A 21,142-nucleotide genomic window follows, 5' to 3' on the forward strand; every position below is an offset into this window, starting at 1 on the left:
AATGGTCTTGACAGGGTCAGCGTAAGGACCCGCCCCTCCCCAGGGAACAAGCGGGGTACCACGGTGACCGCACTGTGACGGTTGTCGCCTGTCGGGACGCGAGGCAACCAGAGGTTGAACTACCGCGTACAGGCGGCGCGCCGGACGCTCAGCCCGTGGCCTTGTAGGTCGCCGCCGCCTGCTCGTACAGCCGCGTCACCTCGTCCCGCTCGGCCTCCGGCCCGCGCACCTGGACCACGTGGTACCGCCCCTCGACGAGCATCGCGAGATTGCGCACATACAGCTCTCCGCCGTCGCCGCCGGTCCAGGTGAACTGCCCCTCGGCCATGGTCCGTCCGCCCACCTCTATGGTCTTCAGCCCGGTGGAGGTGGCCCAGCTGGAGTCGCGGTACGGCTGCAACTCGCGCTCCCGCTCCCGCTGGTAGGCCATCGGGTCCCTGCCGTACTCCGACGCGCTGTCCCGGCCGGGTACGACGATGAGCTCGAAGTCGCCCTTCGCGTAGACGACCTGGCCGCTGCCGTTCCTCGGGGTGTGGCTCCAGCCCTTGGCTACGGCGACCTGGAACCCCGCCGCGTCCTTGCGCAGGGTGAAGCCGTCGGCGACGTCGGGGCCGGCGGTCTGGGTCTCGGCGGAACCGGCCGATGTCGACGGGCTCTTCTCCGGCTCGGGCGAGGTCTGGTCGGGCCGGGGCTCGCTGCTGGCGTCCGGCTCGGGCGCCTGGCTGACCTCACCGGCGGAACCGGTGCGGTCCGTGCCGCCCGTGCCTTCCGCGCCGTCGGTCTTCGACTTGGGCATGAAGAGCATGGCGTAGGCGATCGCGGCGGCCATCACGAGCAGGACCAGCACGAGCAGGGTGCGGCCGAGACGGTTCGGCGACCGGGACTCGTGTTTGGCCCGTTTGTGCCGCCCGTGGTGCGCGGGCAGCCCGGCCTTGCGCCGGCGCACCAGCTCGCCCCGGCGGCGTACGACGGGCAGCCGGCTCGCGTCGACGGGCGGCGCGGCGACGACATGCACCCCGGCCTCCGGCTCGGGCGCCGAGCGGACGAGCGAGCGCAGCCAGCCGCGCAGCTCCTCGAAGTCGAGGCGCTCGGTGGGGTCCTGACGCAGCAGCGACTCCACAACCGGACGCAGCGGCCCGCACTCCTCGGCGTAGGCGGGCGGTTCGGCGCACACCATCTGCACCAGCTCGGCCGTCGACTCCTCCGGGTAGGGCGCGTGCCCCTGTACGGCCCTGAAGAGCAGCGCGCCGAGCGCCCACAGGTCGGTGGCGGGACCGATCGGGGCGGCCAACTGCCAGTTCTCGTGCACGGGTCCGGCCTGCTCGGGCGCCCAGCGCTCCGTCACGGGACCCACCACGGCCATCCGGGCCTGCCGCGCCCGCTCGGCGGCCAGGGCGGTGGCCGGGCCGCGCCGGGGTGCGGGGGTGTCGGCGACCAGCTCGTCCCACCGGGCCGAATCCTGGGCGGCGGGGCCCGGGGCAGGTGGGAGAGCCGCGTGTTCCTGCCCCTGCGGCAGGGGCGCGCCGCCGGTTCCGCCCCGGGGCGTGGCACCGTGCCAGGCGGTCGTCCGGGGGGCGCCGGCCACGCCGTAGGGGTCGGCTATCCGCCCCGGCGGGCCCGCACCGGGCGCCGTGCCCTGCCCGGGGATGTACGGCGGCTGCGCCGAGCCGTTGCTGTAGGACTGCGCCCCGCTGTCCGGGGCGGAGCGGGCACCGGGCAGTGCGGCCCGGCCGCCCTCCTGCGCCTCCTGGACCCGGGCGGCGGCCCGGGCACCCGCCCGGTAGGCCGCGATGGCCCCGGCTCGCGCGGCCCGTGGGTCACCGCTGTCGTCCACACTCCTGCGGGCCGGCACGGCCGTGCCCCCGCCCGGCGTATCGCTCCCGGCCGAGGGCAGCCCCCTGGCCTCGCGTGCCTCTATGGCGGCTCGCCGCGCGGCCTCCGGGTCGGCCGCGCCACCGAGGCCGCCGGGACCTCCGACGCCGTTGACCGGCCCGGCGCCGCCCTCGTGGGCCGGCCCCTGGTCAAGCTCCTCGGCGGCCGGAACCGGGTCGTACCCGCACAGCGCCTCCTCCGCCGCGCCCACCGCGAGACCGGTCAGCATCACCCGGCCGTCGTCGCAGACAAGCACCGTCCGCGCGGTGACGTTGCGGTGCACCCAGCCGTGGCCGTGCAGGACCCGCAGCGCCATGAGGACGTCGGAGGCGACCTCGGCCGCCCGGTACGGCGTCAGCGGCTTCTCGGCGAGCAGGGCCGCCAGCGGGCGCGCGGCCACCAGTTCACTGACGATCCACAGCGAACCGCCCTCGGCGAACACGTCGAAGACCTGGTCGAGCCGCGGATGGTCGGGAATGGCCGCGGCGGCCTGGGCGGCGTCGACCGCGCGCCGTACCACCGGGTCCGTGGGCCGCCGGGTGCCCGTACGCCCACCGGAGCGCCGCGCACCGCCGTCACGCGCGGTGAAGCCGTCGGGCAGTCCCTCCGCGTCGAGGACCTCGGCCTCGACCACCTCCGGCAACGGCACCTGCCGGACCAGGACTTCCTGTCCGCTGTAGGTGTCGAAGGCCCGGGTCTCGGTGAGTTCGTACTCGTCGGACGGCGGCAGGGGCAGGCGGTAGCGGTCGGCGAGTACCCGGCCCGCATAGTCGTCCACGTTGCCTCCCCCGTCAGCCCGGTCGGTCACATCCGTTCGCCCCACGGTCCGTTCCGGCTGCGCGCGGACCGCAAATATTTACGATACGTGCCGCAGGCAACCCGCAATGTGGGGATGCCAGATCTGCCTCCCCAAACCCGGGAAGGCTCATGCTCAGGACTTGGGTTCGAAGGTCTTGGTCAGCGTCGCCCAGGTGTCCTTGCGCTTCTGGTCGCCCCAGCCGTCCGCCTTCGCCGTGTACATCAGCGCGTAGCCCTGGGAGCCGTCGACGACGAACCCGCGGTCGATGGTGCGGTACTTGGTGCCGCTCTCCCGGTAGGTGAACTCCCAGTCGGCCGTGTTCCAGCTGCGGTAGTCCACCTTCTCTATTCGGATCTTCTTGTATTCGGCGCGCTGCATGTAGCGCTCCTGGTTCTTCCAGTCCGCCACCGGGTCGCCCTTGGGCGTGGACGTCCAGGCGATGAGCAGCTTCTGCCCGTCGGGGCCGGTGAACCGGTCTCCGGCGGAGCCCGTGGACTGGAAGCTCCACCCCTTCGGCAGACCGATCGAGTACCCCTGGTCGCCCTGGTGAGTCGACTTCGCCGCGGTGTCCTTTCCGGCGGACCCGTCCTTCCCGTCGCCGGCCGAGCCGCTCGCCCCGCCGCTCGTCTCGGTGTTGGAGGCGGGTCCCGACGGCGCGGGCTGCGTCGCGGTGTTGTCGGGGCGCGCGCCGCCCTTCTCGTCGTCCTTGGTGTCGGCGCTGCTCGACGCGGTGGCGACGGTCTTGCCGCCGCTCTCGCCCCCGGCCCCCTGCGCGCCCGCGTCGTCACCGCTGAAGGCGATGGTGAGCACCGTGCCGAGCACGGCGAGCACCACGACCACGGCGATGATCAGCAGGGTGCGCCGCGACACCACGTCGGTGAGCGGCGCCCGGGGCACCTGCCGCGGCGGCAGGTCCGGCGGCGGCATGACGGGCCACCCCGAACTCCGCCCCTCGGACTTCGCCTGCGCGTCCTGCGCGCCCCGCTCCCCGGCCCCGGCCCCGGAAGCCGCCGCCCCCGAGCCCTGCTTCGAACCCGACGCCGACTTTGGACCCGAGCCCTGCTTCGAACCCGAGGCCTGCCTCGGACCCGAGGTGCTCTTCGGCCCCGACTGCGACGCGGCCGTGCCCGCGCCCCCGGCGGCCGCCTCGCCCTTCGGTCCGGAAGCGGCCTCGGCATCCTCCGACTTCGTACGGGTCGCCGCCGACGCAGCGGCCGGTCCGGCCGCGGCCTTGCGCACGGAGCGCAACGCCCCGCGCAGCCGCTCCCCGGCCTCCTCGCCCCGCTTGCTCCCGGTGCCCGCCGAACCACCCTTGCGCGACGCCTTGTCCGGCTGCGCCGGCAGCGGCACGACCTTCGTCGCGTCCATCGGCTCCGGCTCGGGCGTCTCCGGCGCGTTGATGACGGAGTTCAGCATCGCCCGGGCGCCCGCGTCGTCGAGCCGCTTGGCGGGGTCCTTGGTGAGCAGCCCGTGGATGACGTCCGTCAGCGGGCCCGCGTTCTTCGGCTCCTCCAGCGGCTCGGTCATCACCGCGGTGAGCGTCGCTATGGCCGACCCCTTGTCGTACGGCGGCGCTCCCTCCACCGACGCGTACAGCAGCCCGCCGAGCGACCACAGGTCGGCGGCGGGGCCCGGCTTGTGCCCGCGCGCCCGCTCCGGGGAGATGTAGGAGGGCGCGCCGACGAGCATGCCGGTCGAGGTGATGGACGGGTCGCCCTCGACCTGGGCGATACCGAAGTCGGTGAGCACGACCCGGCCGTCGTCGGAGATCAGCACGTTCGACGGTTTCACGTCGCGGTGCAGGATGCCTTCGCGGTGCGCGGAGCGCAGCACGTCGAGGACGGCGAGCCCGACCTCGGCGGCCCGCTTCGGCTCGAGGAGGCCGTCCTCCCGGATGACCTCGGCGAGCGACTTGCCCTCGACGAGCTCCATCACGATCCAGGGCCGGTCGTCCTCCTGGACCACGTCGAAGACGGTCACGGCGCTGTTGTTGCGGATGCGCGCGATCGCTTTGGCCTCGCGCAGCGTCCGCGTGATCAGCCGCCGCTTCTCCTCCTGGTCGATGTTCGTCGGGAACCGCAGCTCCTTGACGGCGACCGTCCGCCCCAGCGTCTCGTCCTCGGCGCGCCACACCGTGCCCATGCCGCCGCGGCCGAGGACGTCGCCCAGCCGGTAGCGCCCGGCCAGGAGACGCTCCCTGTTGTCCTGACGAGTGTCCTGACGAGATGTGCCCGCCCGCTCCGCCTCCGACATGCGTCCCCTCATACAACCCGCCCTGACAGAGCCTCCATTGTCTCTCACCCGACAAGTGCCCCGTGCCCAGGGGGCCCCTGGGCCCAGGGCGCCGGGCCCTTACGCCCGGAACCCGGGTGCGCCGCGCCCCGCGCCGCCTTGCATGATGGGCCCTGACGAGGGAGGAGCCCGCATGCCGCCGTTCCGGGCCCTGTCGGCCCTGCCGCTGGCCGTCGCCCTCCTCGCCCTGCCCCCGGCCGACTCCTCGGCTCTTTCGGTCCCGCCCACGGACGCGGTGCTGCCGCTGCTCACGACCCGGGGCGGAGCCCCCGCCGCGGCCCTGCTGGCCCGGGAGGGAAGCACCACCCGCTATGCCCACGCCGGTCCCGGAATCGCCCGGCCCGACCATTTCCGCGCCGGCAGCATCACCAAGACGTTCATCGCGACGGTCGTGCTGCAACTGGCCGCCGAGCATCGGCTGTCGCTGTCCGACACGGTGGAGCGGCATCTGCCCGGCCTGGTACGGGGAGCGGGCAACGACGGCCGCGCGCTGACCCTGCGCTCCCTGCTCACCCACACCAGCGGCCTGTACGACTTCACCGCGGACACCGGCGGAACCGCACCCGTCACACCCCGTCAGGCCGTACGCATCGCACTCACCCACCCTCCGGCCGCACGTGGCCGCTTCGCCTACTCGAACACCAACTACGTCCTGCTCGGCCTGGTCGTCCAGCAGGTGACCGGCCACTCGTACGCCACCGAGGCAGAGCGCCGCATCATCACTCCCCTGCGTCTGACGGGCACCTCCTTCCCCGGCTCCCGCTCCTCACTGCCCTCTCCGCACGGCCGTGCCTACGCCGCCGACGGAACCGACGTCACCGCCCTCGACCCCCGGGTGGCCGGAGCCGCGGGCGAGCTGGTGACCACGCTCGCCGATCTGGACCGCTTCTACGCGGCCCTGCTCGGCGGGCGGCTGCTGCCCCCGCGATGGCTGCGCGAGATGCTCGACACCCGTGCCGCACACGGCGCGTACGGCATGGGCCTGTTTCCCGAGAAGCTCCCCTGCGGCACCACGGTGTGGGGACACAACGGGCACATATCCGGCAGCTATGTGCGCACCGCGGCCACCCTCGACGGCCGGCGTGTCCTCACCCTCCGCGTGAACACGGACGCGATATCCGACCCCGACCTCGAACCCGCGGTGCTCGCGGCCGAGTTCTGCCCCCGCACCTCGTAGAACGACCGGGCCCCGAACAGAGATCCCAGCTCACGACACTCGTTCGAGTGATGTCAGGGCCGGACACCCGGTCACGGCAGGCGCCTACCGCGGCACGATGTCCGGCGCCCCCAACCGCGCCGCGTCCGCCGTGAGGTCATCGGGCTGCCGCTGCGACTCCCGCTCGGCCTCCACCCGCTTCTGGTAATGCTCGACCTCGCGCTCGATCTGGTCCTTGTCCCAGCCGAGTACCGGCGCCATCAGCACGGCGGCGTCGCGTGCGCTGCGGCTGCCCCGGTCGAAGGTCTCGATCGAGATGCGCGTCCGCCGGGTCAGCACGTCGTCCAGATGCCGCGCCCCCTCGTGCGAGGCCGCGTACACGATCTCGGCGCGCAGATAGTCGTCGGCCGCCGCCAGGGGCTCGCCCAGTGACGGGTCCTCGGCGATCAGCTCCAGAAGCTCCTCGGTCATCGCCCCGTACCGGTTCAGCAGGTGCTCCACCCGCACCACGTGCAGTCCGGTCCGGGCGGCGATCCGCGCCCGCGCGTTCCACAGCGCCCGGTAGCCCTCGGCGCCCAGCAGCGGCACGTCCTCGGTGACGCACTCGGCGACACGCATGTCGAGGCCGTGCACCGCCGCGTCCACCGCGTCCTTGGCCATGACCCGGTACGTCGTGTACTTGCCGCCCGCCACGACGACGAGCCCGGGCACCGGATGCGCCACGGTGTGCTCGCGCGACAGCTTGCTGGTGGCGTCCGACTCGCCCGCGAGCAGCGGCCTCAGCCCCGCGTAGACGCCCTGGACGTCGTCCCTGGTGAGGGGCACCGCGAGCACCGAGTTCACATGCTCCAGCAGATAGTCGATGTCCGCGCTGGAGGCGGCCGGGTGGGCCTTGTCTAGGTCCCAGTCGGTGTCCGTGGTGCCGACGATCCAGTGCCGGCCCCAGGGGATGACGAACAGCACGGACTTCTCCGTGCGCAGGATCAGCCCGGTCGTGGAGTGGATCCGGTCGCGCGGCACGACCAGGTGGATGCCCTTGGACGCCCGGACGTGGAACTGGCCGCGCTCCCCGACCATCGCCTGGGTGTCGTCGGTCCACACCCCGGTGGCGTTGACGACCTGCTTGGCGCGGATCTCGTACTCCCCGCCCCCTTCGACGTCCTGCACCCGCGCGCCGACGACCCGCTCGCCCTCGCGCAGGAAGCCCGTCACCCGCGCGCGGTTGGCCGCCTTGGCTCCGTACGCCACCGCCGTGCGCACCAGGTTGGTCACATAGCGGGCGTCGTCCATCTGCGCGTCGTAGTACTGGAGCGCCCCGACCAGGGCGTCCTTCTTCAAGCAGGGCGCCACGCGCAGGGCGTGAGAGCGGGTCAGGTGGCGGTGCATCGGCAGGCCCCGGCCATGGCCGCGCGCCATGGACATGGCGTCGTACATCGCGACGCCCGACCCGGCGTACAGGCGCTCCCAGCCCTTGTGCTGCAGCGGGTACAGGAACGGCACGGGCTTCACCAGATGCGGGGCGAGCCGCTCCAGCAGCAGGCCGCGCTCCTTCAGGGCTTCCCTGACGAGGGCGAAGTCGAGCATCTCCAGATAGCGCAGGCCGCCGTGGATCAGTTTGCTGGACCGGCTGGAGGTGCCCGAGGCCCAGTCGCGGGCCTCGACCAGGCCCGTGGCGAGGCCCCGGGTCACGGCGTCGAGGGCGGTGCCCGCACCGACCACGCCCGCGCCCACGACCAGCACGTCCAGCTCTCGCTCGGCCATGGATGCCAGTGACTCGGCTCGCTGCTCCGGCCCGAGTGTCGCTGTCCTCACGCTGCCTCCCGCTCATCGGTCGCGCCGGCCGCACCCGTCGGGTGAGACCCCGTCCGTACCCCCCATGCCCAAATTCTGACCGGGTTGCCCGACTTCAGCCACCACGGGCCCTCAGCCTGTGGACAACCCGCACGGAACACTCACCGAAACTCGGCCAGGCAATCCCACATAACGGTCATATTTACTCCTAGTCTGACATTGCGCTCGCCCGTCCTGTCCACAGGGCTTGCGCACCTGTCCCACTTCGGCTACGGGAAGGACGGCCACGCCGTGCCCGCAGATCTCGCCGTCATCGGACTCGGCCCTTACGGCCTGCCCCTGGCTCAGGCCGCCGTCGCCGCCGGCATCCCCACCATCGGCTACCGGACCGGACCCGAGACCGGTTCCCTCAGCGCCGCCGAACTGCGCCGGATGCTCTCGAAGGGCTTCCGGCCGACCACGAACGCCGCCGAACTCGGCAGGGTGCGCACCGCGGTGATCTGCGCACCGACCCCGCCGGGCACGGACGGCCGGCTCGATCTGACCCAGGTGGAGACGGCCGCCCGCACCCTGGCCGCCCATCTGCGCCCGCACACCACGGTGATCCTGGAGTCACCTGTGTACCCCGGGGCGACGGAGGAATTCCTGCGCCCGCTCCTCGAGGAGGGCTCGGGCCTGCGGGCGGGCCGCGACTTCCACCTCGCCCACTCCCCCAGCCGCGTCGACCCCGGCAACCGCGACTTCACCCCGGCCGGAACCCCGCAGGTCATCGGCGGCCTCACCCCGGCCTGCACCGAGTCGGCCGCCGCCTTCTACGGACGGCTCACGGACAAGGTGGTACGCGCGCGTGGACTGCGCGAGGCGGAGACCGTGCAGCTGCTGGAGACCAACTACCGGCACGTCAACATCGCCCTCGTCAACGAGATGGCCGCGCTCTGCCACGACCTGGGCGTCGACCTGTGGGACGTGATCCGCTGCGCGGAGACCAAGCCGTTCGGCTTCCAGGCCTTCCGCCCCGGCCCGGGCGTCGGCGGCCACACCCTCCCGCAGGACCTGACCGCCCACGGCGGCCGCAGCCTGCGCATGGTGGAACTGGCCCAGCAGGTCAACAGCCGCATGCCCCGCTACGTCGTCCAGCGCGGCGCCCAGCTCCTCAACGAGCACGGCAAGTCCGCGCGCGGCGCACGCGTGCTGCTCCTGGGCGTCACCTACAAGCCCGACCTCGCCGATCTGCAGGGCACCCCCGCCCGGGAGATCGCCCGGCGGCTGATGGACCTGGGCGCGTCGGTCAGCTACCACGACCCGTACATCCCGGACTGGAGCGTGCTCGACCGCCCCGTCCCCCGGGCGGACTCCCTCTACGAAGCGGCCGCCGACGCGGATCTGACCATCCTGCTCCAGCAGCACCGCACCTACGACCTCCAGGGCCTGTCGGTGAAGGCGCAACTGCTCCTGGACACACGAGGGGCGACACCCATGGGTGCCGCCCACCGTCTGTGACGTCGTGCCCGGGGCTCAGCGCCGGTGCTGCGAGTCCGCCACCGTCACCTCGACGCGCTGGAACTCCTTCAGCTCGCTGTAACCGGTGGTGGCCATGGCCCGGCGCAGGGCGCCGAAGAGGTTCATCGAGCCGTCGGGGGTGTGGGACGGGCCGGTGAGGATCTCCTCGATGGTCCCGACCGTGCCGAGGTCGACCTTCTTGCCGCGCGGCAGCTCCTCGTTCACGGCCTCCATGCCCCAGTGGTGCCCCTTGCCGGGACCGTCGGTCGCGCGGGCGAGCGGGGAGCCCATCATGACCGCGTCGGCACCGCAGGCGATCGCCTTGGGCAGGTCGCCGGACCAGCCGACACCGCCGTCCGCGATCACGTGCACGTACCGGCCGCCGGACTCGTCCATGTAGTCACGGCGCGCGGCCGCGACGTCGGCGACGGCCGTCGCCATGGGGACCTGGATGCCGAGCACATTGCGCGTGGTGTGCGCGGCGCCGCCGCCGAAGCCGACCAGCACACCGGCCGCGCCGGTGCGCATCAGGTGCAGGGCCGCGGTGTACGTGGCGCAGCCGCCGACGATCACCGGGACGTCCAGCTCGTAGATGAACTGCTTCAGGTTCAGCGGCTCGGACGCGCCGGAGACGTGCTCCGCCGAGACCGTCGTACCGCGGATGACGAAGATGTCCACGCCCGCGTCGACGACGGCCTTGGAGAACTGGGCCGTGCGCTGCGGGGAGAGCGCGGCGGCCGTGACCACGCCCGAGTCGCGCACCTCCTTGATGCGGGCGCCGATCAGCTCCTCCTTGATCGGCGCGGCGTAGATCTCCTGGAGGCGCCGGGTCGCCGCCTCGGCGGGCAGCTCGGCGATCTCGTCCAGCAGCGGCTGCGGGTCCTCGTGGCGCGTCCACAGGCCCTCGAGGTTCAGCACGCCGAGGCCGCCGAGCTCGCCGATGCGGATGGCGGTGGCCGGCGAGACGACCGAGTCCATGGGGGCGGCCAGGAACGGCAGCTCGAAGCGGTAGGCGTCGATCTGCCAGGCGATCGAGACCTCCTTCGGGTCCCGCGTACGGCGGCTGGGGACGACGGCGATGTCGTCGAAGGCGTACGCCCGGCGGCCGCGCTTGCCGCGCCCGATCTCGATCTCAGTCACGTTTGTGGCCTTTCCCTGATGCGTTGCAGCGTCTTCCAGTATCGCCGACGGGCACGACAGGGGCGGTCCCGGATGCTCCGGGACCGCCCCTGGTCCGTCTCACGCGCGCGTGCGGGTCACTTGCTACGGCTGTAGTTGGGTGCCTCGACCGTCATCTGGATGTCGTGCGGGTGGCTCTCCTTGAGGCCCGCGGACGTGATCCGGACGAAACGGCCGTTGTCCTGGAGGTCCGGCACCGTGCGGCCGCCGACGTAGAACATCGACTGGCGCAGGCCGCCGACCAGCTGGTGGACGACCGAGGAGAGCGGGCCCCGGTAGGGCACCTGGCCCTCGATGCCCTCGGGGACCAGCTGCTCGTCGGAGGCGACGCCCTCCTGGAAGTAGCGGTCCTTGGAGAAGGACTTGCGGTCGCCGCGGGTCTGCATGGCGCCCAGCGAGCCCATGCCGCGGTACGACTTGAACTGCTTGCCGTTGATGAAGAGCAGCTCGCCCGGCGACTCCTCGCAGCCGGCCAGCAGCGAGCCCAGCATCACGGTGTCGGCGCCGGCGACCAGGGCCTTGGCGATGTCGCCGGAGTACTGCAGACCGCCGTCGCCGATGACCGGGACACCGGCCTCCTTGGCGGCGAGAGCGGCCTCGTAGATGGCCGTGACCTGCGGGACACCGACACCGGCGACCACACGGGTGGTGCAGATGGAGCCGGGGCCGACACCGACCTTGATGCCGTCGACGCCCGCGTCGACCAGGGCCTTGGCGCCGTCGCGCGTGGCGATGTTGCCGCCGATGACATCGACACCGTTCGCGTTCGACTTGATCTTGGCGACCATGTCGCCGACCAGCCGGGAGTGGCCGTGCGCGGTGTCGACGACGATGAAGTCGACGCCCGCCTCGATCAGGGCCTGGGCCCGCTCGTAGGAGTCACCCGCGACACCGACTGCGGCACCGACGAGGAGGCGGCCCTCCGCGTCCTTCGCGGCGCTCGGGTACTTCTCCGCCTTGACGAAGTCCTTGACGGTGATCAGGCCCTTGAGGACGCCGTCGTCGTCGACCAGCGGCAGCTTCTCGATCTTGTGCTTGCGCAGCAGCTCCATGGCCTCGACACCGGAGATGCCGACCTTGCCGGTGACCAGCGGCATCGGCGTCATGACCTCGCGGACCCGGCGGGTGCGGTCGGTCTCGAAGGCCATGTCGCGGTTGGTGACGATGCCGAGCAGCTTCTTGGCGGGGTCGGTGACCGGGACGCCGCTGATGCGGAACTTGGCGCACAGCGCGTCGGCCTCGGCAAGCGTGGCGTCCGGGTGGACCGTGATCGGGTCGGCCACCATGCCCGACTCGGACCGCTTCACCAGGTCGACCTGGTTGGCCTGGTCCTCGATGGACAGATTGCGGTGCAGCACGCCGACGCCGCCCTGGCGGGCCATCGCGATCGCCATGCGCGACTCGGTGACCTTGTCCATGGCGGCGGACAGCAGCGGGATGTTGACCCGCACGTTCTTCGAGACGTACGAGGCGGTGTCGATCTCGTCGGGAGCCATGTCCGACGCGCCCGGCAGCAGCAGCACGTCGTCGTAGGTCAGCCCGAGTGTCGCGAATTTTCCGGGCACTCCGTCGACGTTTGCAGTCATGACACCTTCCCCAAATGGCCTTGATCGGTGCGGATGTCCATGCTAACGGGAAGCGCGGCTGTCTCATTCCACGGTTCCGGTCGGCTCGGGGCTTCGTATGTTCGTACGGAGGCCACGCACCACCTGTTCAACCAAGGGCTGCTGAGGGCCTACTGCTCGGCGAGCGCCCGCAGTCGGCTCAGCGCCCGGTGCTGCGCCACCCGGACGGCGCCGGGTGACATTCCCAACATCTGGCCCGTCTCCTCGGCCGTGAGCCCCACCGCGATGCGCAGCAGCAGCAGCTCCCGCTGGTTCTCGGGCAGGTTGGCCAGGAGTTTCTTGGCCCATTCCGCGTCACTGCTCAGCAGGGCGCGCTCTTCCGGTCCCAGGGAGTCGTCGGGGCGCTCGGGCATCTCGTCGGAGGGGATGGCCGTCGAGCCGGGGTGGCGCATCGCCGCGCGCTGCAGGTCGGCGACCTTGTGGGCGGCGATGGCGAAGACGAACGCTTCGAATGGGCGCCCGGTGTCCCGGTAGCGGGGCAGCGCGAGGAGCACCGCCACGCAGACCTCCTGGGCGAGGTCCTCGACGAAATGCCGGGCGTCGCCCGGGAGGCGGGACAGACGGGTGCGGCAGTAGCGCAGTGCCAGGGGGTGGACATGGGCGAGCAGATCGTGCGTGGCCTGCTCGTCACCGTCGACGGCGCGGTGGACGAGCGCGCCGATCGCCCCTTGGGCATTGACCGCCTCGTCATCGCGCATCGGTCCATGGTGCCCTGCGGCCACCGGGTCCGCGGCACCGCGCCCGTTGTTGTGCACCGAAGCGTTATGAGCAGGTGCGCCGGCACTCATCCCCTGCGCCCTCCCCTTCCGCTCGACCGACTCGTTCCCGAGGAACTCCACACCCTCAAGGATGCGGCATCCGCGGCGAAACAAGCAGCGGGCACCCTGCGGACCCCCGGTCCACCCCCGCCCACCTGGCTTTCCGCACTCCCGCTACGACCGCTACGACCGCTCCGACCCACGCGGTCACCCTTGGGGCCTGCTGTTCGGATCGTCCCCGGGTCGCGGGCGCTCACGGGCGAGTGCGCGCCCGGCTCACGCGGGGGCATCCGCATGCCCCCGCTCCACGACCCGCAGCTCGAAGCCGGCCCGATCCGAACGACAGGCCCTAGCGCACCAGGCCCCACCGGAAGCCGAGCGCCACCGCGTGGGCCCGGTCCGAGGCGCCGAGCTTCTTGAACAGGCGCCGGGCGTGGGTCTTGACGGTGTCCTCGGAGAGGAACAGCTCGCGGCCGATCTCCGCGTTCGAGCGGCCGTGGCTCATGCCTTCGAGGACCTGGATCTCACGCGCCGTGAGCGTGGGCGCGGCGCCCATCTCGGCCGAGCGCAGCCGGCGCGGGGCGAGCCGCCAGGTCGGGTCGGCCAGGGCCTGCGTCACCGTCGCGCGCAGCTCGGCGCGGGAGGCGTCCTTGTGCAGATAGCCGCGGGCACCTGCGGCGACGGCGAGCGCCACGCCGTCCAGGTCCTCGGCGACGGTGAGCATGATGATGCGCGCACCGGGGTCGGCGGACAGCAGCCGCCGGACCGTCTCGACGCCGCCCAGACCGGGCATGCGCACGTCCATCAGAATCAGGTCCGAGCGGTCGGCCCCCCAGCGGCGGAGGACTTCCTCGCCGTTGGCCGCCGTCGTCACGCGCTCTACGCCGGGCACGGTCGCGACCGCGCGACGGAGCGCCTCTCGGGCAAGCGGGGAGTCGTCGCAGACGAGGACGGAAGTCATGACCGCCCTCCGCAGCTGATGCACGTCACCTTGAGCCTCCAGGCTGGTACGGAATCGTCACCTGTGCGGTCGACCGTCTCGGATATCTGTCCGAGCCCTTGTTCCTTCAACCGCCTCGCACTCTCAACGACGGTCACTCGAAAGAGTTACGGGGTCGGCTGTCATCTTCGGCACTCTACGTGAGGGGGCGGACACGGTGCAGACATGAGCGGCAGACCCACGAACTTTCATCACAACCTATGCCCCATTCAGACCCATTTCTTCCGCTTTGCCAGTGTCTGGAGCTAGATTCGCAATGAGTCATATTTTCATCTCCTTAGATCGTAGTTGTACGGTCGTAGACACCGGATCCGCCCAGAACGGCTACAAGGGGTCACGTAATGGCAGATTTCTCCCGCCTTCCCGGACCGAACGCGGACCTGTGGGACTGGCAGCTGCTGGCTGCCTGTCGCGGGGTGGACAGCTCGCTCTTCTTCCATCCGGAGGGCGAGCGCGGTGCGGCTCGGAGTGCTCGCGAGAACTCGGCCAAAGAGGTCTGCATGAGGTGCCCGGTACGCGCCGAGTGCGCTGCTCACGCCCTGGCGGTGCGTGAGCCGTACGGCGTGTGGGGCGGGCTGACCGAGGACGAGCGCGAAGAGCTCATGGGGCGGGCGCGCAACCGGCTGGTGTCGGCGTCGGCACCGGGCGGGCATACCGCCTCGCACCATTGAAATAACGTTTCTGCAGACAGGCACGCGCACGACAAGGCATGCACGCCTGCGCGTGGAGCTAGCGGACGGCCGCCCGCGCGAGCTGGTCGAGCGTCGCCGACACCGCCGGGACCTGAGCGAGGTCGGGCAGGGTGAGCGCGACGATCTCCCGCCGCACCACCGGTTCCAGCGTCACGGTGCGTACTCCCCGGGGCCGAACCGACTCGACGGCGAGCTGGGGCAGCACGGCCACGCCCAGCCCGGCGCCGACCAGGCCGACGACCGCCGGGTAGTCGTCGGTGGCGAAGTCGATGCGAGGCGTGAAGCCGGCCGCCGCGCACACCTCGACCAACTGGCCGCGACAGCGCGGACAGCCCGCGATCCACGACTCCCGCGCGAGCTCACCGATGGCGACGGACCCCGCGCCCGCGAGCCGGTGCCGCTCCGGCACGAGGGCGACGAGCCGGTCCGACAGCAGCGGCCGTACGACGAGGTCGTCCCACTCCTCCGCGCCCGCCGCGCCCTCGTAGCGGAAGGCGAGCGCCACGTCGCAGTCGCCCTCGCGCAGCAGGCCGACCGACGCGGGCGGTTCGGCCTCCTCCAGGGAGACACGGGTGCCGGGATGCGCGGCGCGCAGTGCGGCGAGGGCCGTGGGCACCAGCGTGGAGCTGCCGCTGGGGAAGGAGACGAGCCGGACCCGTCCCGCGCGCAGCCCGGCGATGGCGGCGATCTCCTCCTCGGCGGCCGTGAGCCCGGCGAGGATCCCGGCGGCGTGCCGCACCAGCGCCTCACCGGCCTGGGTCAGGCGCATCTCGCGCCCGGTGCGGATGAGCAGAGGGGTGCCGACGGAGGATTCCAGGGCCTTCATCTGCTGACTGACGGCGGGCTGGGTGCAGCCCAGCTCACGCCCCGCGGCGGAGAAGGAACCGGTGGCGGCGACGGCGCGCAGGACGCGGAGATGGCGGGCTTCGATCACCCTTCGAGGATAAGCGACTCTTTGATCGCGATGCGAATAATGCGTCGACGCTTTGAGGGGCGGTCCCTTACCGTGCGAGGCATGAAGCTTCTGTCTGTGAATCTGGGCCGCGCCGAGGCTGTGCCGTACACGGACAACCCGGAGGGTGTGACCGGGATCGACAAGCGGCCGGTCGACGGGGCGGTACGGGTGTCGGCGCCCGGGCCCAAGGGCGTCGGCGGGAGCGGGCTGGCCGGGGACGCGGTGTGCAAGCTGGAGCACCACGGCGGTGACGACCAGGCGGTGTACGCGATGGCGCGCGAGGACCTGGACGAGTGGGAGCGCGCGCTGGGCCGGACCCTGGCCGACGGGGCGTTCGGCGAGAACCTCACGACCCAGGGGCTCGACGTGTCCGGCGCGCTGATCGGCGAGCGCTGGCGCATCGGGCCCGAGGTGGTGCTGGAGATCACCTCCGGGCGGATCCCGTGCCGTACGTTCCAGGGCCATCTGGAGGAGAAGGGCTGGGTGAAGCGGTTCACGCGGCGGGGCGCGCCGGGCGCCTATCTGCGGGTGATCGAGCCCGGGGAGATTCGCGCGGGCGACGCCGTCGAGATCCTGCACCGGCCGGACCACGACGTCACCGTGGCCCTGCAGTTCCGGGCGGTGACCACCGAACGGACGCTGCTGCCGCGGCTGCTGGCGGCGGGTGAGGCGCTGCACCCGGAGGTGCTGCGCTGGGCGCGGGAGTACGTGGAGAAGAACGGGGCCTGACAGCGCCTCACCGCGACTGTCTCCACCGACCCTTCACCGCCGAAGGCCCCGTCCGGAAGCGGACGCACCCAGTCCGGGTCACTAACCTTCTGCCATGACAACGGCTCTGATTACGGGATCGACGGCAGGCATCGGGGCCGCGTTCGCGCGGCGACTGGCGGCCGACGGGCACAACCTGGTGCTGGTGGCCCGGGACACCAAGCGGCTCAGGGAACAGGCGACCGAACTGCACGACGGGCACGGCATCGAGGCGGAGGTGCTGACGGCCGACCTGGCCGAGGACAAGGGCATCGAGGCGGTGGCCGGCCGGCTGGGCGACCGCAAGAACCCCGTCGACCTCCTGGTCAACAACGCCGGCTTCGGCAACAAGGGCCGCTATCTCGATGTCTCCATGGCCGATGAGCTGCGGATGCTCAAGGTGCACTGCGAGGCGGTGCTGCGGCTGACGTCGGCGGCGGCAGACGGCATGCGGGAGCGCGGCCGGGGCGGTGTCGTCAATGTCGCGTCGGTCGCCGCGTTCGTGCCGCGGGGCACCTACGGCGCGTCCAAGGCGTGGGTCGTGCAGTTCACGCAGGGCGCGGCGCGCGATCTGGCCGGCAGCGGCGTACGGCTGATGGCGCTGTGCCCCGGTTTCGTGCGCACGGAGTTCCACGACCGGGCCGGGATGGGCACGGACAACATCCCGAGCTGGATGTGGCTCGACGCGGACAAGCTGGTGGCGGCGGCGCTGCACGACCTGGCCCGGGGCAAGACGCTGTCGATCCCGGACCCGCGCTACAAGGCGCTGATGGGGGCGGCGAAGCTGGTGCCGCGGGGGATGCTCGGGGCGGTTTCGTCGAAGACGGGGCGCAAGTACGGGCCGCAGTAGCGGGCCCGGTGGCGAGCTCGGTAGCGGAAAGGGACGCCGAAGCGCCGGGAGGCACCTGGGCGGGCCGCTTGGGAGAATGGAGCTGTCCAGCCGGCCCCAGCGATCCCGGAGGCGAGGCCATGACCTTCGTACAGCTCATCGAGTGCAAGACCAGTCGGCTCGACGAGATGAACCGGCTGATGGATCAGTGGGTCGAGCAGACCAGAGGGAAGCGGACGGCGACGCACAGTGTGGTCGCGCAGGACCGGGCCGACGCGTCGCACGTCGTGGAGATCGTGGAGTTCCCGTCGTACGAGGAGGCGATGCGGAACTCGGGGCTTCCGGAGACCGGACGGATCTTCCAGGAGATGGTGGCGCTCTGCGAGGAGACGCCGACGTTCACCGATCTCGACGTGGTGCGGGACGAGCAGCTGAACGCGGCGACCGCGCGCCGCTTCTTCGAGCAGGCGCCCGGGCAGGGGGCGGCGCCCCCGTTCAACGACGTGTTCATCGAGGACTACCACGACCACGATCCCGCCAATGTGCAGGACGTGATCGGGCTGGACGCGCTGCGCCGCGAGGTGGAGGTGTGGCGGGGCGGGTTCGACTTCTCGTTCACGATCGAGGACCAGATCGCCCAGGGCGACCGGGTGTGCACCCGGTGGTCCTGGCAGGGGCACCACAAGGGCGACTTCCTCGGGATTCCGTCGACCGGGAAGGACGTCACCATGACCGGGACGACCGTGTACCGGTGCACGCCGGACGGGAAGCTCGCCGAGGGCTGGTGGCAGTACGACCGGCTGGGGCTGATGCAGCAGCTCGGGGCGCTCGATCCGCTGGAGCTGTGACCCGCAGCTCTGACCCCGCGGCGCTCCTTCAGTAAGCCGACCCGGGCCACGACGGTGCACGCACACCAGCGACGCCTTGTGTGGAGTCCGTCTCCAGGCGCTGCGCGCCGTCGCGGCTCCGGACGGCATGGTGCCGCTCGCCGACACGCGGCTGGTGGAGCCGGCCGCGTCGATGGCGGGCGGGGTGGCGTTCTCACCGCGCCTGGAACTGTTCCCGCTGGATCTGGGGCTTTCCCGCGCTCTGCGCATTTCGCAGGCCCAGCGGGGGTTCGCCCGGAGAGCGGCATCACGACGGACGACCTGTTGTCCCGGGTGCGGGCCCGATTCACCGGTCTGTCGGCGCTGGACGGGACGACATACGTCGAGTTGTCCGAGGCACTGGGATGCGAGTTTCCCGTTGGACTTGGACACCGAGCGGCGGCGCTTCTTCCCGAAGGCCGAGGAAGCGCGCGGCAGCCGACTGGGGCTGTCGTCCTCCGTCCTGACCAGTACCGGCTGCTCCCTGTACGCGGCGGCTCAGGGCCGTATCGCCGAGCCCGGCACGCTCGTCCGTGAGGCTGCCCCATCCCCGTATCACCGTCACCAAGACCAGCAAGAACGCGGTGGGAAACCGCATGAGCAGCACGATCAGGGTCAAGCAGCCACCCGCGAACCCGTCGCCTCGGGTGGAGGTGGACCGTCCCGGTCGCCGGTCCTCCTCCACCGTGTCCGGTCGCCAAGGACGTGCAGCCATGGCCTGGCCACCACTTTCGTGATTCGAGGCCCGGATCATGAAATCTTGCGGCTCAGTCCCGCCATCACGGCCGCCGTGCACCGCGGCTCACCGATGTCCCAGGAGGTGGTCGCGGAGCTCGTCGTTGCAGTCCTCACCGATCCCGGCCTGGACTCGAGAGAAGGCCAGCACTTCGTCTCCCCCGCCTTCCTGCTCGGCCTCGGCCAGTTGCCTATCGATGTCCGCGACGTACTCGGCACATTCGGCGCTGACGGGCCTCTCGGGCTGCGGGTCCGGTGCGGAGGAGGCGTCCAGTCCGGCGGTGGCGGCGAGGCCGGCCGCGCACAGCACCATCCACGCGGCAGCCCACGTGCGACGGCTCGTCCGTATCGGCTTGGGCATCCAGGCATCCTACGAGCGGCCGCGGCAGGCTGTCGCCGCATCGCGGATCTCTCGTCGACGACACCGGCGACATCCCGTGCGCGGGCGACCACATGCAGGCGACGCTCTTCCGGCCGACCGGCGACGAAACCCCGTGCAGCCGCTGCCTCAGCTCACCACCCACCGGTCAACGGGTCCGACTGAGCCGGGAACGGCCCCGGACCGCTGTGGAAGGTCGCCGCGCAGCAGAGGCCCAAGTCCGGTTACTACGCCGAGCTGACTGCTCAACTCGGCGCGGCGGTGGCATAGTTCAAAACCGCCCCAAACCACCCCCCTGCTGCTGTAGGTTCCCGCCCATGGCCACCAGCAAAGAGATCGAGAACCCGGAGTCGCGCTTCTCCGCAGTGCTGGCGAGTGCCGCCAGGCTTCCGGGCGTGCGTATCCACAGGGAGGAATACCTCCGAAAGGCGCTGGCCCGCTATTGCTCCGAGGACGAGATCCGCAGGGCGATCGAAGAAACCCCCGCAGCGGCGGGTATCCCTATCGCTGTTCTGGACAAAGCGGCCAACGACTCGATCAACTACGAAGCCGCCAAGGCCAGTGCCCTCTCGGCGGCTGCCGGGATACCCGGCTTCATCGCTCTTCCCGCCACTGTGCCCGCCGATACGGCCCAGTACTTCGGCCACATGCTGCGCATCGCTCAAAAGCTCGCCTACCTCTACAGCTGGCCCGATCTGTTCTCCGACGACAGCGACGACCTCGACGACGCGACCAAGGGAGTGCTCACGCTCTTCTTCGGCGTCATGTTCGGCACCCAGTCGGCGAACGCCGCCGTGGGGAAGGTCGCGGGGATGATGTCGAAGGAGGTCGCCAAGAAGCTGCCGCAGAAGGCACTCACCCAGGGTGTCATCTACCCCATCGTGAAGAAGGTCGCGGGCTACCTCGGCGTCCAGATGACGAAGCAGACCTTCGCGAAGTCCGTCTCCAAGGCCATTCCCGTCGTCGGGGCCGTCGTCTCCGGCGGGCTCACTCTCGCCACCTACCTTCCCATGGCCAAGAGGTTGAAGAAGCACCTCTCCAGCCTGGAGCTGACGAAGCCGGCGCACCGGGGCGTCGACGAACCGGTCGTGGACGGGGAGGTCGTGGACGGGGAAGTCGTGGAAGTGCACGAGTCCTCCGCCGCGATCCCTGAGCAGCCTGACGCGGACGACACCGCCGCCAAGCTGGAGAAGCGGCACTCGTCCTAGCCCACCGGGAGAAGAAAGCCACCGGTCCGGAGCCCCGGGGCGCGCATCCGCCTTTGTCAGTGACGCCGGGCAGGATGCGCGCCATGGCATCGAGAGGCGACAGCGACGAGGCGTACGTGGTCGGCCTGTGCAATCGGGTGCTCGGCGAAGAAGCCCTGACCCAGCACCGGTTCGACTGGCTGCTGGGCGACCCGGGGACCGGGGGCCGACAGGTCAGGCTGCCGGTCGACGCGTACTGGCCCGGCCGCCGACTGGTGGTCGAGTACCGGGAGCTCCAGCACGACCAGCAGGTGCCGCACTTCGACAAGCCGGACCGGCTCACCGTGAGCGGTGTCCACCGGGGTGAGCAGCGGGCCCTGTACGACGCCCGCCGCGACGCCGAGATCCCCGCTCACGGACTGCGGCTGATCGTGGTCCGGCCCGCCGACCTCGACGCGGACGGGCGCGGGCGGCTGCGGCGCAACGAGGAAGCCGACCTGGCGGAGCTGCGGAAGATCCTGGCCCGGGACAGCGACGAGAACCGGGCCACCGACGCCTTCCGCGCCTGGCTGCTCGCCGAGGGGTGGACGCCCGACGAGCCCACGGACCGCCGGACCAGGCTCGAAGCCGTGCGCGGCGAGGAGCGGCTGATCTGCGAGGCCAAGGGCCGCACCGAGGAGAAGAGCATCGACGGGTACGAGGTGACGGCCGACAACGGGGTGCGCCGACTGCTTGCCTGATCCAGACCCACCGGCCCCGAGAGATGTACATCTGCTACAT

Annotated in this window: 17 protein-coding genes; 8 read left to right on the plus strand and 9 right to left on the minus strand. The window is 71.4% G+C overall.

The annotated features are described in order from the left end of the window. Window positions 1-148: 148 nt before the first annotated feature. Complete coding sequence (locus tag KJK29_RS13745) at window positions 149-2,650, minus strand: protein kinase (protein WP_215119343.1); 2,502 nt, start codon at window positions 2,648-2,650, stop codon at window positions 149-151. 153 nt (window positions 2,651-2,803) lie between these two features. Beyond that, window positions 2,804-4,924 (minus strand): serine/threonine-protein kinase, encoded by a 2,121-nt coding sequence (locus tag KJK29_RS13750; RefSeq protein ID WP_215119344.1) that lies wholly within the window; start codon window positions 4,922-4,924, stop codon window positions 2,804-2,806. Between the two features lie 172 nt (window positions 4,925-5,096). On the opposite strand from KJK29_RS13750, the gene KJK29_RS13755 reads away from it, so the two are divergent. Further along, entirely contained in the window at window positions 5,097-6,140 is a 1,044-nt protein-coding gene (locus KJK29_RS13755) for a serine hydrolase domain-containing protein (protein WP_215119346.1), read from the plus strand. 84 nt (window positions 6,141-6,224) lie between these two features. Here the strand turns inward: KJK29_RS13755 and KJK29_RS13760 are convergent, their stop codons facing one another. Continuing rightward, complete coding sequence (locus tag KJK29_RS13760; protein ID WP_215119347.1) at window positions 6,225-7,931, minus strand: glycerol-3-phosphate dehydrogenase/oxidase; 1,707 nt, start codon at window positions 7,929-7,931, stop codon at window positions 6,225-6,227. A gap of 270 nt (window positions 7,932-8,201) precedes the next feature. On the opposite strand from KJK29_RS13760, the gene KJK29_RS13765 reads away from it, so the two are divergent. Continuing rightward, window positions 8,202-9,410 carry a nucleotide sugar dehydrogenase gene (locus KJK29_RS13765; RefSeq protein ID WP_215119349.1) on the plus strand — a complete coding sequence of 403 codons (1,209 nt, stop codon included), beginning with the start codon at window positions 8,202-8,204 and terminating at the stop codon, window positions 9,408-9,410. Between the two features lie 15 nt (window positions 9,411-9,425). Here KJK29_RS13765 and KJK29_RS13770 read toward each other — a convergent pair whose 3' ends face one another. From KJK29_RS13770 to KJK29_RS13785, 4 genes are all read right to left on the minus strand, one after another. Then, complete coding sequence (locus KJK29_RS13770) at window positions 9,426-10,550, minus strand: GuaB3 family IMP dehydrogenase-related protein (protein WP_184591345.1); 1,125 nt, start codon at window positions 10,548-10,550, stop codon at window positions 9,426-9,428. 116 nt (window positions 10,551-10,666) lie between these two features. Further along, entirely contained in the window at window positions 10,667-12,175 is a 1,509-nt protein-coding gene (gene guaB, locus KJK29_RS13775; protein ID WP_215119351.1) for an IMP dehydrogenase, read from the minus strand. Between the two features lie 149 nt (window positions 12,176-12,324). Further along, window positions 12,325-12,912 (minus strand): sigma-70 family RNA polymerase sigma factor, encoded by a 588-nt coding sequence (locus KJK29_RS13780; protein ID WP_184591349.1) that lies wholly within the window; start codon window positions 12,910-12,912, stop codon window positions 12,325-12,327. Window positions 12,913-13,321: 409 nt separating this feature from the next. Then, window positions 13,322-13,933 (minus strand): response regulator transcription factor, encoded by a 612-nt coding sequence (locus tag KJK29_RS13785; protein ID WP_003948568.1) that lies wholly within the window; start codon window positions 13,931-13,933, stop codon window positions 13,322-13,324. A 380-nt stretch (window positions 13,934-14,313) separates the two neighbouring features. On the opposite strand from KJK29_RS13785, the gene KJK29_RS13790 reads away from it, so the two are divergent. Further along, on the plus strand, window positions 14,314-14,643 hold the full coding sequence (locus KJK29_RS13790) for a WhiB family transcriptional regulator (RefSeq protein WP_184591351.1): 330 nt from the start codon (window positions 14,314-14,316) through the stop codon (window positions 14,641-14,643). A 58-nt stretch (window positions 14,644-14,701) separates the two neighbouring features. On the opposite strand, the gene KJK29_RS13795 is transcribed toward KJK29_RS13790, so the two are convergent. Further along, window positions 14,702-15,598 (minus strand): LysR family transcriptional regulator, encoded by an 897-nt coding sequence (locus tag KJK29_RS13795; RefSeq protein WP_215119353.1) that lies wholly within the window; start codon window positions 15,596-15,598, stop codon window positions 14,702-14,704. An 81-nt stretch (window positions 15,599-15,679) separates the two neighbouring features. Here KJK29_RS13795 and KJK29_RS13800 point away from each other — a divergent pair, with 81 nt between their 5' ends. The 3 genes from KJK29_RS13800 (at window position 15,680) to KJK29_RS13810 (ending at window position 18,043) form a co-directional block, all read left to right on the plus strand. Continuing rightward, complete coding sequence (locus KJK29_RS13800; RefSeq protein WP_215119355.1) at window positions 15,680-16,348, plus strand: MOSC domain-containing protein; 669 nt, start codon at window positions 15,680-15,682, stop codon at window positions 16,346-16,348. 94 nt (window positions 16,349-16,442) lie between these two features. Next, window positions 16,443-17,216 carry an SDR family NAD(P)-dependent oxidoreductase gene (locus KJK29_RS13805; protein ID WP_215119357.1) on the plus strand — a complete coding sequence of 258 codons (774 nt, stop codon included), beginning with the start codon at window positions 16,443-16,445 and terminating at the stop codon, window positions 17,214-17,216. Between the two features lie 119 nt (window positions 17,217-17,335). Further along, a complete protein-coding gene (locus KJK29_RS13810) occupies window positions 17,336-18,043 on the plus strand; it encodes an ester cyclase (RefSeq protein ID WP_215119358.1) in 708 nt (235 codons plus the stop codon). An 820-nt stretch (window positions 18,044-18,863) separates the two neighbouring features. On the opposite strand, the gene KJK29_RS13815 is transcribed toward KJK29_RS13810, so the two are convergent. After that, on the minus strand, window positions 18,864-19,157 hold the full coding sequence (locus KJK29_RS13815) for a hypothetical protein (protein WP_215119360.1): 294 nt from the start codon (window positions 19,155-19,157) through the stop codon (window positions 18,864-18,866). 335 nt (window positions 19,158-19,492) lie between these two features. Here KJK29_RS13815 and KJK29_RS13820 point away from each other — a divergent pair, with 335 nt between their 5' ends. Both KJK29_RS13820 and KJK29_RS13825 read left to right on the plus strand, forming a co-directional pair. Next, complete coding sequence (locus KJK29_RS13820) at window positions 19,493-20,383, plus strand: hypothetical protein (RefSeq protein ID WP_215119361.1); 891 nt, start codon at window positions 19,493-19,495, stop codon at window positions 20,381-20,383. Window positions 20,384-20,466: 83 nt separating this feature from the next. Then, window positions 20,467-21,102: a hypothetical protein gene (locus tag KJK29_RS13825; RefSeq protein WP_251057781.1), complete on the plus strand. Its 636-nt coding sequence runs from the start codon at window positions 20,467-20,469 to the stop codon at window positions 21,100-21,102. Window positions 21,103-21,142 lie beyond the last annotated feature (40 nt).

The sequence above is a fragment of the Streptomyces koelreuteriae genome (assembly GCF_018604545.1).
Taxonomy (GTDB): domain Bacteria; phylum Actinomycetota; class Actinomycetes; order Streptomycetales; family Streptomycetaceae; genus Streptomyces; species Streptomyces koelreuteriae.

Excerpts from the sequence above, each read along its gene's own strand:
- KJK29_RS13750 (WP_215119344.1), bottom strand. The coding sequence starts at position 4,924 with ATGTCGGAGGCGGAGCGGGCGGGCACATCTCGTCAGGACACTCGTCAG.
- KJK29_RS13755 (WP_215119346.1), top strand. The coding sequence starts at position 5,097 with ATGCCGCCGTTCCGGGCCCTGTCGGCCCTGCCGCTGGCCGTCGCCCTC.
- guaB (WP_215119351.1), bottom strand. The coding sequence starts at position 12,175 with ATGACTGCAAACGTCGACGGAGTGCCCGGAAAATTCGCGACACTCGGG.
- KJK29_RS13780 (WP_184591349.1), bottom strand. The coding sequence starts at position 12,912 with ATGCGCGATGACGAGGCGGTCAATGCCCAAGGGGCGATCGGCGCGCTC.
- KJK29_RS13785 (WP_003948568.1), bottom strand. The coding sequence starts at position 13,933 with ATGACTTCCGTCCTCGTCTGCGACGACTCCCCGCTTGCCCGAGAGGCG.
- KJK29_RS13790 (WP_184591351.1), top strand. The coding sequence starts at position 14,314 with ATGGCAGATTTCTCCCGCCTTCCCGGACCGAACGCGGACCTGTGGGAC.
- KJK29_RS13800 (WP_215119355.1), top strand. The coding sequence starts at position 15,680 with ATGAAGCTTCTGTCTGTGAATCTGGGCCGCGCCGAGGCTGTGCCGTAC.
- KJK29_RS13805 (WP_215119357.1), top strand. The coding sequence starts at position 16,443 with ATGACAACGGCTCTGATTACGGGATCGACGGCAGGCATCGGGGCCGCG.
- KJK29_RS13810 (WP_215119358.1), top strand. The coding sequence starts at position 17,336 with ATGACCTTCGTACAGCTCATCGAGTGCAAGACCAGTCGGCTCGACGAG.
- KJK29_RS13815 (WP_215119360.1), bottom strand. The coding sequence starts at position 19,157 with ATGCCCAAGCCGATACGGACGAGCCGTCGCACGTGGGCTGCCGCGTGG.
- KJK29_RS13820 (WP_215119361.1), top strand. The coding sequence starts at position 19,493 with ATGGCCACCAGCAAAGAGATCGAGAACCCGGAGTCGCGCTTCTCCGCA.
- KJK29_RS13825 (WP_251057781.1), top strand. The coding sequence starts at position 20,467 with ATGGCATCGAGAGGCGACAGCGACGAGGCGTACGTGGTCGGCCTGTGC.